Annotated in this window: 10 protein-coding genes; 9 read left to right on the top strand and 1 reads right to left on the bottom strand. The window is 58.3% G+C overall.

Features of this window, described 5'->3' with window-relative positions:
* Positions 1-399: 399 nt before the first annotated feature.
* From P272_RS0100545 to P272_RS0100505, 9 genes are all read left to right on the top strand, one after another.
* On the top strand, positions 400-5,886 hold the full coding sequence (locus P272_RS0100545; RefSeq protein WP_052323060.1) for an endo-alpha-N-acetylgalactosaminidase family protein: 5,487 nt from the start codon (positions 400-402) through the stop codon (positions 5,884-5,886).
* A 294-nt stretch (positions 5,887-6,180) separates the two neighbouring features.
* Entirely contained in the window at positions 6,181-7,506 is a 1,326-nt protein-coding gene (locus P272_RS0100540; RefSeq protein ID WP_029677623.1) for an ABC transporter substrate-binding protein, read from the top strand.
* Positions 7,507-7,637: 131 nt separating this feature from the next.
* The gene (locus tag P272_RS0100535) at positions 7,638-8,594 is read left to right on the top strand and encodes a carbohydrate ABC transporter permease (RefSeq protein WP_029677622.1); all 957 of its coding nucleotides are present in this window, start codon (positions 7,638-7,640) and stop codon (positions 8,592-8,594) included.
* On the top strand, positions 8,594-9,499 hold the full coding sequence (locus P272_RS0100530) for a carbohydrate ABC transporter permease (protein ID WP_029677621.1): 906 nt from the start codon (positions 8,594-8,596) through the stop codon (positions 9,497-9,499). The genes P272_RS0100535 and P272_RS0100530 overlap by 1 nt, the downstream gene beginning before the upstream one ends.
* A gap of 49 nt (positions 9,500-9,548) precedes the next feature.
* Complete coding sequence (gene gnpA / locus P272_RS0100525) at positions 9,549-11,741, top strand: 1,3-beta-galactosyl-N-acetylhexosamine phosphorylase (protein ID WP_029677620.1); 2,193 nt, start codon at positions 9,549-9,551, stop codon at positions 11,739-11,741.
* The gene (locus P272_RS0100520) at positions 11,731-12,810 is read left to right on the top strand and encodes a phosphotransferase enzyme family protein (protein ID WP_029677619.1); all 1,080 of its coding nucleotides are present in this window, start codon (positions 11,731-11,733) and stop codon (positions 12,808-12,810) included. Before gnpA ends, P272_RS0100520 begins: the two co-directional genes overlap by 11 nt.
* Positions 12,807-14,339 (top strand): galactose-1-phosphate uridylyltransferase, encoded by a 1,533-nt coding sequence (locus P272_RS0100515; RefSeq protein ID WP_029677618.1) that lies wholly within the window; start codon positions 12,807-12,809, stop codon positions 14,337-14,339. The genes P272_RS0100520 and P272_RS0100515 overlap by 4 nt, the downstream gene beginning before the upstream one ends.
* 59 nt (positions 14,340-14,398) lie before the next feature.
* Complete coding sequence (locus P272_RS0100510) at positions 14,399-15,139, top strand: SDR family oxidoreductase (protein WP_029677617.1); 741 nt, start codon at positions 14,399-14,401, stop codon at positions 15,137-15,139.
* Between the two features lie 115 nt (positions 15,140-15,254).
* A complete protein-coding gene (locus P272_RS0100505; RefSeq protein WP_029677616.1) occupies positions 15,255-15,620 on the top strand; it encodes a TIGR02328 family protein in 366 nt (121 codons plus the stop codon).
* A gap of 157 nt (positions 15,621-15,777) precedes the next feature.
* Here the strand turns inward: P272_RS0100505 and P272_RS0100500 are convergent, their stop codons facing one another.
* A complete protein-coding gene (locus tag P272_RS0100500) occupies positions 15,778-17,028 on the bottom strand; it encodes an MFS transporter (RefSeq protein WP_081708965.1) in 1,251 nt (416 codons plus the stop codon).
* Positions 17,029-17,073 lie beyond the last annotated feature (45 nt).

Below are 17,073 nucleotides of genomic sequence, written 5' to 3'. Positions count from 1 at the left end.
GATAACCGACCTCAATCTTGACCGACCTGTGGATCATGAACTCTTGAACTCTACCGCCATCTGCTCGACGTCTAAGCGCGTCCGCGGCAATAAATCCATAAGAGAAGAATCGTTCATTCACCTGATCTTCAGCCATATGCATCGACGACCGAAAATCTGCAAATGCAGCTTCGAAGAACCTTTCGGTCACAATATGACAATTACATATACAAATAATCAAGCCTCATTTTTGAACCCATCTCTACTTGTGCAATAACATTATCTTTACTACACTTACATTTGACATTGACGTGACGTTCTGACCAAAACAATGACGTGGTAGATTCCGGGCGGCCTCTTCCTCTGTTCATGGTTCAGTCGTCCGTCATCACATAGACGGCAAGGAGGCTTGTCTAAAATATGAAACGCATCATATCCATGACCCTGGCGACAGTATTCGCCTTGGCCACCGCAGGGGCCGCGGATCCGGCCTTCGCTGCCACGGGGAGTCAGCCCTACCAGGCCAATGCCCCGTCAATCCTGACTACAGGATCGAAAGCAAAAGCCAGAGCTGCTGGTATCAATCCACGGGTCACTCCCGTCAATCCTGCAGACCACGATTGGACCCTGGATTCCGCTACCACCAAAGGCGGCGAGGTGTTGGAAAAGTCCAATGGCTGGCTGCGCTTCAAGGCCTCAGCCGCCAACGGCAATTCCACGACGGTCAGCGAACAATACCCGGCCATCGCTTTGGACGCTACCACTTACGACTTCACCAGCCCAGGAGCTCTGACCTTGACCATGAGCTCGCCCCAGCCTGGCACTGAGAACAGGTTCGGGTTCTACCTCGGGTATGGCAATCCCAACTCCGGACTCTTCATCGGTTATGACTCGGGCGGCTGGTTCTGGCAGCGCTACGGCGGGGACGGCCAGTGGTACACGGGAACCAGACTTCCGGCACCAGCCCAGGATACCCCGACCACGATAGGAATCACTTGGACTGGTCAGCGCGCCGGACTCACCGTGGACGGGCGCGCTGCCTTTGAGGATGTCGACTACGGTCCAATAGCTGGCGCGCTAACCGGAAGATTGGCCATGAAGGCTGGCGTCTACCAGAACCAGATCACTGAAGTCAAGCTCAAGCTCAAGGAAGACCCGGCTGATCTGCACTCGGTCGCCGGACGAATCGTCGATACAGACGGCGGAGCCATCGCCGGGGCCAAGGTCCATATGACGGGAGCCTCGACATTGACAGACGCCGAAGGCGCCTTCACCCTGCAACAGATCAAATCAGGCAAATACACCCTACAGATCGGCAAACAGGGCTACGAGGACATCACTAAGGACATACAGGTGGACCGTGCCGACCTGGACCTGGGATCCTTGCAACTGAACAAAGCCACCCCAGAGGCCAAGGTCACCCTGAGTACCCCCGAGATGAGCGTGCAGGTCCGAAAGCACTTCCCATCTGTGGTTCAATACACCATGACCAAACTGGACAACAGGGTCATGTACGGCCGACATGAGGATCTGCGTCGTCTGAACATCAACGGCACAGACATGGATCTGACTGATTCGGACGTGACTTTCACCCAGCAAGGAACAGACAAGGCCACCTACCAGCTTCGCGCCCAAAAACCCGACCGGAACATCGATGCCACCGTAACAGCAGTCCTCTGGCTCAAGGCCAACACCCTACACCTGGACATTACCAAGATCGAAAACGCTGCCGGAGAAGACCATCCCATCCAGACCATAGCCCTGCCCGGACAGGATTTGGTATCCGTCAGCAGCGACCAGGACGGAGCTCAATTCACTGGTGCACGCATGTCCTCGAATACCCAGGTACCCGGCGACACAACCTTCCCTGTCACTGACGACACCACAGTTGATCCCAACAGGTCTGATTACGCCTATGGATTCGTCTCGGGAGGATCACTGAGCGCAGGACTATGGAGCAACAGCGAACATGACGGCACTACGGCGGGCAGCTCAATGTCCGGAGGCGCTCGGAACACTCGCGTGCTCACAGACGTCAGCAGCGTTCATGGATCGACATCCCTCGGACTGTCCAGCCCTGCCTGGTACTACCATCGTCAGGTTCGGGACTCCAAGAACCGCGCGTTCACTGTTGAGCAGACCGAAATGCCCAAGATGGCCGTGGCCATCACAGGCGACGAAAATCAGGACGGCAGGGTCGACTGGCAGGACGGGGCCATCGCCTACCGAGCCATCATGAACAACCCTTATGGGGCTCAGGAGGTGCCTGATCTGGTTTCCTGGCGTATTGCCATGAACTTCGGAAGCCAGGCCCAGAATCCTTTCCTTAGTACTTTGGACAATGTGAAGAAGGTGGACCTCAACACCGATGGGCTGGGTCAGTCCGTCCTGCTCAAGGGCTACGCCAACGAGGGACATGATTCAGGCCATCCAGACTACGGAGACATCGGCACCCGGATGGGCGGCGCCAAAGACATGAACACCCTGATGAAGGAGGGAGCCAAGTACGGTGCCCGCTTCGGTGTGCATGTCAACGCCGACGAGATGTACCCGGAGGCCAAGGCCTTCAACGAGGATCTGGTTCGCCGCCGGTCTGACGGCAGCCTGCAATACGGCTGGAACTGGCTTGACCAAGCTGTCGGCATCGACGGCATCCATGACCTGGCCTCAGGTTCCCGCCAAAACAGGTTCGGAGAACTTAAGAAAAAGGTGGGCGACAATCTGGACTTCGTCTACGTGGACGTCTGGGGCAACCAGACCTCCGGCAACGAAGACTCCTGGGAAACCCGCAAACTCTCGAAGATGATTACCGACAACGGCTGGCGAGTGGCCACCGAATTCGGCGCAGCCAACGAATATGACGCCTCCTTCCAGCACTGGGCGGCTGATCTGACCTACGGAGGCTACACCAGCAAGGGACAGAACTCCCAAGTCATGCGTTTCCTTCGCAACCACCAAAAGGACAGCTGGGACGGCGACTACCCCTCTTACGGCGGCGCAGCCAATGCTCCTCTCCTAGGCGGCTACAGCATGAAGGACTTCGAAGGCTGGCAGGGCCGCAACGATTACGATGCCTACATAGCCAACCTTTACACCCATGATCTGTCCACCAAGTTCATCCAGCACTTCAAAGTGACTCGCTGGGTCAACAATCCCTTGGATCAGCAGTCTCCTAAGGATCCTTCAGCCAACAACGGCCAGGAGCGGATAATCCTGAAGGACGACCTGGGCCATCAAGTGATCATCGACCGTGGATCCAATGACCAGTCATCGTCCGCCTACCGCGAGCGCACCATTACCTTGGACGGTAGAACCATCCTGCAGGGAGCGGTCTCGCCCGGAGACGGCAGTGGCCAAGGCACTGAGTCCTACCTGCTGCCATGGCTCTGGGATGCCAAGACAGGCAAGCCCCTGTCTACGAACGACCAGAAGCTCTATCACTGGAACACCCGCGGCGGCACGACCACCTGGACGCTGCCCGACTCCTGGAACAATCTGTCTACAGTCAAGGTTTACCGACTGAGCGACCAGGGCAAGACCGACCCATTGGATATACCTGTAGTCAACGGACAGATCACTCTGAACGCCAAAGCGGGAACCCCCTATGTGGTTCATCGCGGGACCTCAGCCAATCCGGACATCGCCTGGAGCACAGGTTCCCATTTGGTCGACACAGGCTTCAACGGCGGCAAGAAAAGCCTTGAGGATAACTGGCAGACCAAGGGCTCCGGGAGCGCCACCATCGTCAAAAGCGCTTCCAGCAATCCTATGCTCAAGCTGGATGGCCGAGTCGAATCGTCACAGACCATAAAGGATCTGGAGCCTGGTGCACGTTATGCCCTCTATGTGGGCGTGGATAACCGCAGTGACGGCCAGGCACGCCTGGAGGTCCGCAACGGTGACCAGGTACTGGCTGCCAACTCCACTGGACGCAGCCTGGCCAGGAACTTCGTGCAGGCCGATCCCCACAACACCAACTGCGCCACTGTAGACGGCAGCAGCTTCTTCCAGAACATGTATGTCTTCTTCACAGCGCCGGATCAGGGCAATCCGGTTCTGGCACTGTCCCACCAAGGTGACGGATCTGCCTACTTCGACAATCTGCGCCTTGTGAAGAACGAATACAATGGTCTGGAAACCGACGCAGATGGTGGCGTGAAGACCTTGACCAATGACTTCGAGCACAACGCCCAAGGCATATGGCCCTTTGTGGTTTCGGGCGCAGAGGGCGTGGAAGACAACCGCGTCCATTTGTCCGAGCTTCACGCCCCTTACACTCAGGCGGGCTGGGACGTCAAGAAGATGGACGATGTGCTGCAAGGAGATTGGTCGGTCAAGATCAACGGACTTACTGAACGCAACACCTTGGTCTACCAGACCATTCCGCAGAATGCCCGGTTCCTGACCGGAGCCACCTACCGAATCTCCTTTGACTACCAGGCCGGTTCCACCGGATCCTACGCTCTGGCCATAGGGCAGGGCGAGTTCGACCCGGCCCGCACCCAGCTGAAACCCTTGGAGAAGGCCCTGGGCACCACGGCCCATTACCAATTCGATCTGACTGGCGGACCTCGGGATGCCTCCTGGTTCGGCATCTACTCGACCGACAAGGCACCCGACCGCCAGGGAACATCTGGCGATGCGGCCAACTTCGGAGGGTACCAGGACTTTGTCCTGGATAACCTGCGCATCGAGCGGCTTCCAGACACGTCCAAGACCCAGGAAGAGGCTCGAGCCAAGCTCAAGCAGGTGCGGGACCGCTTCGACGACAGCCGTGCAAAGTACAGTGACCAGGCTTGGCTGACCTACCTGCATACGGTGGATCAGGCCCGCCTATTGATTGAAAAGGACGGCTCGGGACCGCAGGACTGGTCACATGCCTACGGAATCCTGACGGCTCTTGAGGACTACATGGCCACAGCGCCTGGGTCGCAAGCAAGCGATGCCTGCGACATAGCCAAGGATAAGTATGCAGTCAGCGCGGGCAGCGAACAGCCCGATGCCGGCGGCGTCGAGGGACCCAAGGAGTACGCCCAGGACGGCAAGCCCTCAACCTACTGGCACACCAAGTGGGGTGCAAACGCCCTTGAGGACGGCTCTGCCTGGTATCAATTCGACCTGCAAGAGCCCACCACTGTCAATGGACTGCGTTACCTCCCCCGGCCGGGCGGCGATTCGGTCAATGGCAAGATCAAAGGCTACAAGATCACTCTGACCCGTAGCGGGCAGTCGGAGCCGGTAGAGATAACCGGCACCTTCGACACGCAGACTACCTGGCAGAAGATCTCCTTCACCCCGGTATCCAATGTGATCAGAGTCAGACTGACCGCAATTGAGACCACAGGCCAAAGCAGCTCGGAAACCAACCATTATGTATCAGCAGCTGAGCTCCGTCTGACCACCGATTGCACCCTGCCGACCTTGGCGGAACCTGTAGACAAGGACGAGCTGAAGGATTTGGTGAATCAGGCTGCCGGACTCAAGGAGGCCGACTACACTCCGGACAGCTGGAAGACCTTGCAGGATAAGCTGGCCGCAGCCAAGCAGGTGCTGGCCGACGAGCAGGCCACGGCCTATCAGGTTGCCTTGGCGGCTGCCAATCTGCAGACGGCCATCAGCAAGCTTCAGCCTGCAATGCCCGGAACCGGCACAGGAGGCACAGGCATAGGTGGTATCGGCACCGGATCAGATACCGGAAAGAATCCGATCACCGGCACAGGCAATGGTTCTGGCCTCGGCGGCGGCAAGGGGAATATACAGCAGAAGCCAACCTATCCCAATGCTCACGGGCAGGACGGATGGCTATCGGCGACAGGCGTCGCGGTGACCTCCCTGCTGGTCGTAGTTATGCTCGGACTGACAACTGGTCTCCTCCTGACCAGGCGCAGTCAGGGGAAACGAAGTTAACTAATAACAGCAACTCGGACTGAAAGGGACGGCGAGGTCTTATACCCCGCCGCCCCTTTTCGCATCTCTAACATGCAATTACAGCTGATACAGATTTATCAACAAGTAAACACTGACAGCCATGACCGACATTAAGGCAGCAAAACCAAGACCATGACGGCGAATTGATTTGGTGCCCAGGCAGGGAAGACCGATCCATGAATTGTAAATAGTGTTGACAATTAGACCTAATGTGTTAATCTGAAACTGGTCGTCTGGTGACGACGACGGCCATTTACCGTAAAGGAGCGGGAAATGATATCTGAAGGGAAACGACTACTCGCTGCGGTGACGTCGCTGGCGGCCCTGAGCATCGCCCTGTCGGGCTGCGGTTCATCGGGGGCGTCAAAGTCCTCATCTGAAAGCGAGTCTTCCAAGTCGGACGAAAAAGTGCAGATCACCTACCTGCATCGGCTACCGGACAAACCGAACATGACCCCCGTCAATGACATCGTCGCGCGGTGGAACAAGTCCCACCCCAACATTCAGGTCAAGGCAACCAAGTTCAACGGCAAGTCAGCCGAGATGATCAAGAAGCTGGAGACCGATGTCAAGGCCGGCAACGCACCGGATCTGGCCCAAGTGGGCTATGCCGAGCTGCCGGAGGTCTATACCAAGAGCATGCTGGAGGACGTGAGTGCCGAAGCTTCCAAGTACAAGGACAATTTCTCCCCCGGTGCATACAAGCTTATGGGCATTGATGGCAAGATGTTCGGCCTGCCGCAGGACACTGGCCCGCTGGTCTACTTCTACAACAAGGCCGAATTTGACAAGCTGGGCATTTCAGTGCCCACTTCCAAGGACGAACTGATCGAAACCGCCAAGAAGGCGGCTGCACAGGGCAAGTACATCATGTCCTACCAGCCCGACGAGGCCGGCAACATGATGCCAGGCCTGGCCGGTGCCACCAAGCCCTGGTACACCGTGAAGAACGATGCCTGGGTGGTGGACACCCAGACCGACGGCTCCAAGCAGGTGGCCGACGTTTATCAGCAGCTGCTGGATGCCAAGGCTGCTCCAACCAATCCACGCTGGGACCCCTCTTTCGATGCCTCGCTCAAGAACGGCCAGCTGATCGGTACTGTGGGCTCCGCCTGGGAGGCACCTCTCATCGTTGACACCATGGGCGATACCGGCAAGGGTGAATGGCGCGTAGCCCAGCTGGGCGACTGGTTCGGTAATTCAGGCAAATCCAGCCCCGACGGCGGATCCGGCGTCGCTGTGCTCAAAGGCAGCAAGCATCCTGAACAGGCCATGGAGTTCCTCAACTGGTTCAACACACAGGTCAAGGACCTGACCTCCCAAGGTCTGGTACTGGCCGCCACAACCGAGGAAGCGAAGACCCCCGAGAGCTGGTCATCCTTCTTCGGCGATCAGGACCTCATGAAGGAATTCGCCACCGCCAACAAAAACATGGGCGACTTCACCTACATGCCTGGCTTCTCCTCGGTAGCTGCGGCCATGACAGAAACTGCCGCCAAGGCTGCCACCGGGCAGGCCAAGGTTGCTGACATCTTCTCGCAGGCACAGACCACCTCTGTAGCCACCCTCAAGGACTACGGCCTGGCCGTCGCCAAGTAATCGACGCCATCAGGGCCGAGCGGGACCATTCCCGAGGTTTGGGACCCGAAGCCGGTGAACGTGTTTCGGGTCCCAAGCATGCTCGGCCATAATCTCATTTTCTCTTTAAGACAAGGACAGGTGTACCCAGAATGAGTGCTACACGGCGGTCGTCAGCTGCCCGACCAGGCAGGGCGGGACGCTCGGATGCGGTGAAACGTGCCGAACGCACGGGTTGGGCTTTCATGGCCCCCTTCGGCATCCTGTTCATCGTGGTCTTCATCATCCCTATCATCTATGCCATTTATTCCAGCTTCTTCCAGGACGTCGCCTCGGGTGGCGGCGCCTACGGGGGCGGAACCATGGTCAATAAATTCGTGGGTCTGGCCAACTTCAGGTATGTGGTAACCTCGGCCGCCTTCTGGTCGGGAATCGGCCGTGTGCTGATCTATACCCTGATCCAGGTGCCCATCATGATCATCGCCGCCCTGGCCCTGGCCATGGTGCTGGATTCCTACATGGTCAAGCACGTGACCCCATTCCGTCTAGGCTACTTCCTGCCCTATGCCATCCCCGGAGTTGTCGCATCCATCATCTGGGTCTTCCTCTACAACCCGCAGATCTCACCCATCGTCAAGGGCCTATCCTCCATAGGCATCACCGTAGACTTCTTCGCCGGCAAGGTCGTCCTGGCATCCATGGCCAACATCACCACTTGGACCTTCACCGGATACAACATGCTCATCTTCTTAGCAGCCCTGCAGGCCATTCCCCACGATCTGTACGAAGCGGCCCGCATAGACGGGGCCACCGGTCTGCAGATCGCCTTGCACATCAAGCTGCCCAATGTGCGCGGCGCCGCCCTGCTGGCCATGCTGCTCTCCATCATCGGCACCATCCAACTCTTCAACGAGCCCCAGGTCATGCAGACAGCCGATCCAGGCATCTCCAACTCCTTCACGCCCATGATGATGGCCATGAACACCTCCCGTGGGACCTTAACCCCCAAGGGCAACGGACCAGCCTCGGCCATTGCCATCGTCATGGCCCTGATTGCCGGCGTTCTGGCCTTCCTCTACGCATGGATTGAAAGGAAGGTGAACGAATAATGAGCATCTTTCACTCAAAAGCCGGATCCACCCAGGAACTGCCACGTTCCATGCGCCCTTCCCACCTGGCCAAAATCATTACCGTGGCCGTCCTGATCATCACCTTGATCTACTTCCTCTTCCCTATCTATTGGGCTGTCATCGCCTCTACCAAGTCGCCTTCCCAGCTGATCGGCAGCAATGGCATCTGGTTCGCATCGAGCCTCAAGGACCTACCCGACGCCATTGCCACCAACTACAGCAAGCTGCTGGGCTGGACACATGCCAGATTCTGGCAGTGGGTTGCCAATTCGTTGATCTATTCGGGCGTATCCGCAGTGATCGGAACCATTGTCTCGGTCATGGCCGGCTATGGAACAGCCAAGTTCAACTTCCGCGGGAAGGGCATAGCGATGGCCGTTGTCATGGCCTCCCTGCTCATGCCTGCCGCGCTGATGACCATTCCTCAGTACTCCATCTTCCAGGCCCTGCATTTGGACAACACCATGCTGTCCATCATCATCCCCTGCTCGGTCTCGCCCTTCGGATTCTTCCTGGGAAGGGTGTATGCGCAGAGCTCAGTGCCCACTGAACTGCTGGAAGCAGCCAGAATCGACGGAGCCGGGGAAGCGCGCATCTTCTTCACCATTGTCCTCAGACTGCTGGCACCGGCCATGGTGACCATCTTCCTCTTCCTGTTCGTGGCGACTTGGAACAACTTCCTGCTGCCACTGATGATGCTCTCCAGCGAGGGACTCTACCCAGTGACCCTGGGTCTGTACGGCATGGTTTCCCTGCCTACCTTCAACGACCGAGGCGCTCTGATGATGGGGGCCCTGCTGGGGGTGCTGCCGGTCATCATTCTCTTCCTGTGCCTGCAGCGGTTCTGGCAGGCCGGTCTTGCCGCCGGCGCTGTCAAGGGCTGAGGCTCATCCACCAACCAATTCATCCATCCGCGAAGGAGCATGTTGATATATGAGCACCACAGGCCGATTCACCTTGCCTGGCGAGGAGCACTTTGTCAAACAAACCGAGGAGCTTTGCCGAAGGTGGGGGGCGGATGCCATCCGCAACTCCGACGGCACCAGTCTAGACAAGGAACTGCTTGGACTGGGGAAAAAAGTCTATAGCGCCTATTTCCCAGCCAGGGGCTACAACGAGTGGATCCGCGAGCATATGGACGAGACGCCTCAGGTCTTTCTGCTGACGGATCGGGTCCTGGCTCAGAATGGACGGGTCGACATCGATCTGATGGCCGGCTTCTTCGACCAGCAATTCACCCCCAACCGCGACGACGACCCCCACCGATATTGGGAGGTGATCGACCGGACCACCGGTGCGGTGTTGCCCGACGAATCCTGGAATCTTGACCCTGACTTGGACCGCGTCCACATCGAGGGCGCCATGCCCATGCATGAATATACGGTCACTTTCCTGGCTCGCATCATCTGGGATCCTGTGGAGATGTACAACCACCTGACCAACAACTGGGGCGATCGGGAGCACCAGATTCCCCTGGACATCTACCACCCCGCCACCCGCGACTTCGCCATGAAGGCCTTCGCCCGATGGCTGAGGGACAACCCTTCCACCGACGTGGTTCGATTCACCACCTTCTTCTACCAATTCACGCTGCTCTACGACCAGCATCAGCAGGAAAAGATCGTCGACTGGCTGGGATACGCCTGTACGGTCAGCCCTAGAGCCCTCGAGGATTTCTCACAAGAATATGGATACCGTCCACGGGCCGAGGACTTCGTTAGGGACGGCTCCTACAATTCCTCCTTCCTGGTCCCCACGCAAACACAGCGCGACTGGATGGATTTCATCAGCCGTTTTGTAAGGGCCAATGTGGCCACCATGGTCGACATGACCCACGCCGCGGGCAAGGAAGCCATGATGTTCCTAGGCGACCAGTGGATCGGTACCGAACCCTATCGGCCCGGGTTCTCCGACCTTAAACTGGATGCAGTGGTCGGTTCGGTCGGCGACGGAACCACCCTGCGCATGATTGCCGACATACCTGGGGTTCGGTACACCGAGGGACGCTTCCTTCCATATTTCTTCCCAGACACCTTCCATGAGGGCAACGACCCCAGCATCGAGGGCCTGGACAACTGGAGGAAAGCCCGTCGGGCCATTCTGCGCAGCCCCATATCGCGCATGGGCTACGGCGGCTATCCTTCGTTGGCTATAAAGTTCCCCAAGTTTGTGGACACCGTTGCAGCTATTGCGGAGGAGTTCCGTGACTTGCACCGGCACACAGGCAGCCGCCCTGCCGCCACCCAGCTGACCGTGGCGGTGCTCAACTCCTGGGGAGCCATGCGCTCCTGGATGGCCTACACCGTGGCCCACGCCCTGCCCAACCAACAGACTGCCTCCTATTACGGCATCCTGGAAGCCCTTTCCGGCATGCGGGTCTCTGTCCGCTTCATCAGCTTTGACGATCTGCTGAGTCAGGGCGTTGATCCAGACATCGACGTCATCATCTGCGGCGGGCCGGAAGGCACCGCTTTCAGCGGCGGAACAGTATGGAAGAACCCCGAGCTGGTCCGGATCCTGCGCACATGGACGGGAAACGGTGGCGGTCTGATCGGAGTCGGGCAACCTACGGCTCTGGATTGGCAGGGACGCTTCTTCCAGCTGGCTGACATCTTCGGCGTGGATCAGGAGCGCTATCGGACGCTTTCCGTGGACAAACACTTCTCCGCACCCATCCAAGACCACTTCATCACCCATGACCTTCCAGGGAATGCCCCTGCTGACTTCGGTCACCCGATTCTCGACACCTACCCCATCGATGGACAAACAGGCCTGCTCAGGGCTGATGACGGTCAGGTCCAGTTGGCGGTGCGTGACTACGGCAGCGGACGCGGAGTTTATCTGTCTGGACTGCCCTATTCGGCAGTCAACGCCCGCCTGCTGGAACGAGCCCTGTTCTGGGCGGCCCACAAGGAGAAGCAGTACCGTGAGTGGAGCAGCGACAATCCTGAATGCGAGGTGGCCGTCTTTCCTCAGGCTGGAACCTTCTGCGTGATCAACAACAGCGAAATGGAGCAGAGGACTGAGATCCGTCTTCCCGGTGGAACAAGCCGAGACCTTAACCTGGGCCCCTCGGCCATAGTCTGGCAACCGCTGCCTTCGGAAAAGAGGGACCATGAAGATTAATGAGAGCGCGCTGCGTCAGGTGGCAGAACACTTCGCTATGGAGGGCAGCCTGGAGGACGTCACGCCCTACGGCAACGGACATATCAATGTCACCTACCTGGCCAGAACCGACCGGCACCGGTACATCCTGCAAAAGATGAACACAACCGTTTTCCCCGACACTGCTGCCCTGATGCACAACATTGAGCTGGTCACCGACTTCCTACGCTCGCAGGGGCAGGAGACCTTGGACATCGTACCCACCAAACAGGGCGCCTCATGGTACCAAGACGACCAAGGGGCCTGGCGGGTCTACAAATTCATCGAGCACACCCGATCCTACGAGATGGTGCCCAACCCCCAGGTCTTCCGCAACGCCGGAGACGCTTTCGGGCGGTTCCAGAATTATCTGGCCGATTTCGATGCCTCCCAGTTGAACGTGACCATCCCCCATTTCCATGACACGCCCAAACGCTTCCGTGATCTGATGACCGCCATCGAGGATGACCGCAGAGGCCGGGCCAAGGAATGCCAGGAGGAGATTGATTTCTTCCGACAGCGCGCAGACCGTTACGACACCGTGATGGAGGGACTGGCAGATAGGACCATCCCCCTGCGGGTGACCCACAACGATACCAAGCTCAACAACATCCTCATGGACGAGACCACCGGCCGAGCCCGAGCGATCATCGATCTGGACACAATCATGCCCGGCTCCATGCTTTTCGACTTCGGTGATGCCATCCGCTTCGGGGCCTCCACTGCGCTGGAGGACGAGCAGGACTTGGAAAAGGTTCACTTTGACACCACTCTTTTCCAGGCCTACGCCCAAGGGTTCATCGGGGCCGTCCGATCAAGCATCACCGATCGGGAGGCCAGTCTGCTTCCCCTGAGCGCCTTGCTGATGACCGAGGAATGCGGCATGCGATTCCTGACCGATTACCTGCAGGGGGATACCTACTTCGCCGTCGCCTATCCTGAGCACAATCTGGTGCGCTGCCGCACCCAGGTGACCCTGGCCCGTCAGATGGAAAAATCCACAGATCAGACTGCCAGCATGGTCGGGCAAATCATGGAGGCCACCAGATGAGCTCTCGGATCGACCCTCGGGCAGCTGAAAAACAACCTGCCCTGGATGCAGACTTGGATGCCCTTCTGGACTTTGCCCGCCGGCATCTGGAATTGGATGAACGCGACACGGACTGGACGCGCAACCGTCTGCTGGCACTGTTGGATTTGGACTCCTATACTCCTAGCGACCGAGCTTCCACGCAACAATCGACCAGCCAAGGCTCCACAGCCGAAGAGATCACCGACCTGCTGACGACTTTTTGCAGGGATGCCCACGAGGCAGGTGTATTCACAGCTGATCAGGATGCAGCCGTCACTGATCGCCTCATGGGCCAGATCACCCGTTCCCCATCCCAGGTGGCCGACAGATTCGCCGCTGTCGAGGCAGAAGAGGGATCCATGGCCGCCATGCGCTGGCTCTATGATTACGGAATCGCATCGACCTACATCAAAAAAGCCAGCCTGGATCGCAACCCCAGGTTCGAATCCCAAGGCCTTATTATCACCATCAACCAGGCCAAACCCGAGTTCCGCACCATGGCCAAGGCCGCAGCCGGCAATCGGGTGGGCAGCGGCTACCCGGCATGCACCATATGCAGAGCCAACGAGGGTTTCGCAGGACGGGGCAGGAGCACCCTACGCACTTTAGGCGTAACCCTTGGCGGTCATCCCTGGTTCTGGCAGTTCTCTCCTTACGGCTACTTTGACCAGCATGGCATCTGCGTCAATGCAGAGCATAGGCCCATGCGTGTGGACCGAGAGACTTTCGGCAACCTTCTGGACTTCGTGGATCGATTCCCAGACTACTTCCTTGGATGCAATGCCGCTCTGCCGGGAATCGGCGGATCGGTGCTGGCCCACGACCACTACCAGGGCGGAGGAGAGATTCTGCCCTTACATAAGGCTCCAGCCAGGATGGCCATGTCCTTGCCTGGCATGTCTGGCATTCTGATCGAAATTCCGGACTGGCCAGGCACGGCCATCCGCCTGATAGGTCGTGATCGGGAGGACATCATCGAGATAAGCGACCTGATCCGGCGTGGCTGGATCGATTACTCCGACGAAGCTCTGAACATCCGCCCACAGGGCCCCCATCGCCGTCAATCAGCGCTCTCGCCTAGCGTACTCATCACTGACCGTGGATACGAGATGAACCTGATTCTGCGCAACAACGGAGTCAGCGAGCAGTATCCGGACGGCATCTTCCACGTCCATCCTGAGTTCTATGCCATCAAGCAGGAGCCCATAGGATTAATAGAAGCCCAGGGTCTCTTCGTTCTGCCAGGCCGCTTGGTGCCCCAGCTGACAAGACTCGCCCGGGCCCTGGAAGATGGCGAGGATCTTCCTGAGTCCTTGAAGGCGTTTCGCAATCAGTGGGATGAGCTGACGGTCATGCTGGGGGGGTCGCGCGATCCAGACCGGATTCGTTCGGCCATACGTCGGGAAATGGGCGATGTCTGCAAGCGGATCCTAGGCAACACCGCAGTATTCAAGGATCCCATGCAGACCCGGGCCTTCCTGCTTGGACTGGGATTCATTGACCGGTAGCGTGGGCATGCCATCCCATAGGATGGAATACGACAGCACATCTCTATAAAGGAGTGGATATGACTGATCGTCTACAAGGTAAGGTAGCCATCATCACCGGAGGAACCGGCGGCATGGGCGTGGGCATCGCCGAATGCTTCGTCCGTGAGGGAGCCAAGGTGGCCCTTACCGACATCAAGGAGAGCGATGCCTCCCGCAGCCTCATGCAGGAGCACCCCGGGCAGGTCGTCTTCCACACCCTGGACGTGACCGATGAGGACCAGTGGGTCTCCACCATCGACACCGTTGAAAAGGAGCTGGGCCAGCTGACCACTGTGGTCAACAATGCAGGCATCGGCGACAAGGGCGTCACCATGGACGAGGAAAACTACGATGACTGGAAGAAGATCATCGCCATCAACCTGAACGGAACCTTCCTGGGCACCAAGCATGGTATGAGGGTCATGAAGGGCCGCGGCGGATCCATCATCAACATCTCCTCCATCGAGGGCTTCGTGGGCCTGAGCCGTGCCGGTGCCTACAACGCCAGCAAGGGCGGCACCAGACTGCTGACCAAGTCCGCAGCCCTGGATTCCGCCAACAACGGCTATGGCGTTCGCGTTAACTCGGTCCATCCTGGATTCATCAAGACCCCTCTGATCAGCCAGAGCCTTGAAGACAGGATGAGCAAGCTGACGCCCCTAGGCCATATCGGCGAACCCCAGGACATCGGCGAGATATGCGTCTATCTGGCAAGCGACGAATCCAAGTTCGCGCTGGGTGCTGAATTCGTTGTGGATGGCGGATTCATCGCCCAGTAAGGAATTGCAGCAAGAGATTACCGGGACCCCTCCTTCTGCTAGTCCGCTTCACAGTGATGCAAGCAGCTAGTCTGAAGGAGGGGTTATCTATGACCCCAAGGGGGGGGGGTCGGTCATGCGATTGTGGCATCAGGATCTGATTCCGTTGCTTCCCAGACAGCAGCTGCTGGGCCAGCATCGGGAGATCACCGCACTGCGGGGCCTGGGTTGGGGTCGACGGCATGCAACCGTTGACTATGTCTTCCACCACTGTCCATACAAGCTCTTTCAATTTCATCTGCTGGTCATGACAACGATGCGCGAGCGCGGCTACCATCCCGATCCTGCCTGGTATGACCCGCTCTACCGCGGTAGGCACTGCCCTCCCTACGAGAATCTGGCTGAAATTCCATTGACGGACCCCATCTATCCCGAGCACGATGCAGCCTATCTGAAGGAGTGCTTGGAGAACCTGGCAGGGAAAGGCATCCATCTGACCTAAGGCGATTCTCAGGGCCGGTGCCGACTGGCTGCTGTGGCCATAAAATTCACTGACTTGTACGGCAATATTTGGGAACGACTGTTTGCATCCGAGTATCTGCCCAAAGACTGCACTTCGTCCGACAACCGGTTGGCGGATTTTTGCCAACCGAAGAGCATCATTCCCGAGTGAGTCTGGACACCGTGGGCACCAAGAGGGTAACCGCCGCCAGCAAGAACGCCAAAGGTAGCAGCGCCGGCCGGACACCGGTATGGTCGGCCAGAAATCCGATAGCCGGGGGAATGATCCAAGAGACCCCGTAGTAGGCAGTCGAGATGACCGAAGCACGCTGGGCCGCCACAGCTGGATCCTTGGTTGCCAGAGTAGTGACGATTGGCACGCCCAGGGCAGCTCCGACACCCCAGATTCCAGTGCCCACAAGGCTAAAGACAAAAGAGGGCGAAAGGGCGTAGACCAGGATGCCCAGAGCCGAGACCAGGAGGGTCAGGACCAACGAGCGCATGTTTCCCAGTCGCTCGATCAGATGCGTCCCCAGCAACCTTGAGACAATCATGGCTGCAGCGAAGATCGTGGGAGCAAGACCGGCTTGAGACTCAGGAACACCAAAAGCATCAACCAGGCCAATCCCGCTCCAGTCGTTGACGGCACCCTCGCTGGCCTCCAGGGCCACGTTGATCAGAGCAAGCATGAGAACCAGTGCATCGCCCCAGGCCGCCAACTGCTTGCCAAAGGCGGACGATTGCGCCGACCTCGCCTGCCGATCCGAGCGTTCGTCGTCAGTGACGCCCTTGTAATCCCCTAGAGGCTGAGGCGGGCAGAGCAGGACGCAGACGACCACCAGAGCCAGGCTAATCAACGCATTGACCGCCAGATGCACACCTATGGCCACACCCAGATGAGACAGGAGCGAGCCCAGTCCCAAGGCAAGAAACATGCCCAGGCTATATGAGGCGTGGAAGCGCGGCATTATGGACCGAGAGGAGAAGCGCTCCACTGCGCCGGCCTCGACGGTGTTGACCGTTCCCCAGAGGCTGATCCCCGCCGAATTAAAGAGCAGCCCTAGAACCACCCCAGGCACTGAGCGCAGAGTGACGGCCAATGCCGCGATTATCATGCCCAGACACCAGGTGGAGGCTGCCAGCAGCATGGCCCGACGCACACCCAGCCGATCGGTCAGAACCCCTGAGACCAGCATACCGACCAGAGCGCCGCAGCCGCCAAGGATGGTCATCAGAGCCAGGCCCGAAGGCTGCAGACCAAGGCTGGCCTTGACTGTTGGCAGTCGAGAAATCCATGCCGAAGTGCCGATGCCCATGATGATGAAGAACCCGTAGACAGCCAACCGCTCGCGCATTCCGTGACCCGGAAAATCAGCAACCAAAACCTCATTATGATTCCGTTCACTCATGCAGACCTCCCTGTTCTGTCCATAGTTGGCCCTTTTCTCCGGAGG

The organism is Bifidobacterium sp. 7101 (assembly GCF_000499285.1).
Taxonomy (GTDB): Bacteria; Actinomycetota; Actinomycetes; order Actinomycetales; family Bifidobacteriaceae; genus Bombiscardovia; species Bombiscardovia apis_A.
Note: the sequence above shows the minus strand (reverse complement) of the source record. Positions and strands in the feature narration are given on the sequence as shown.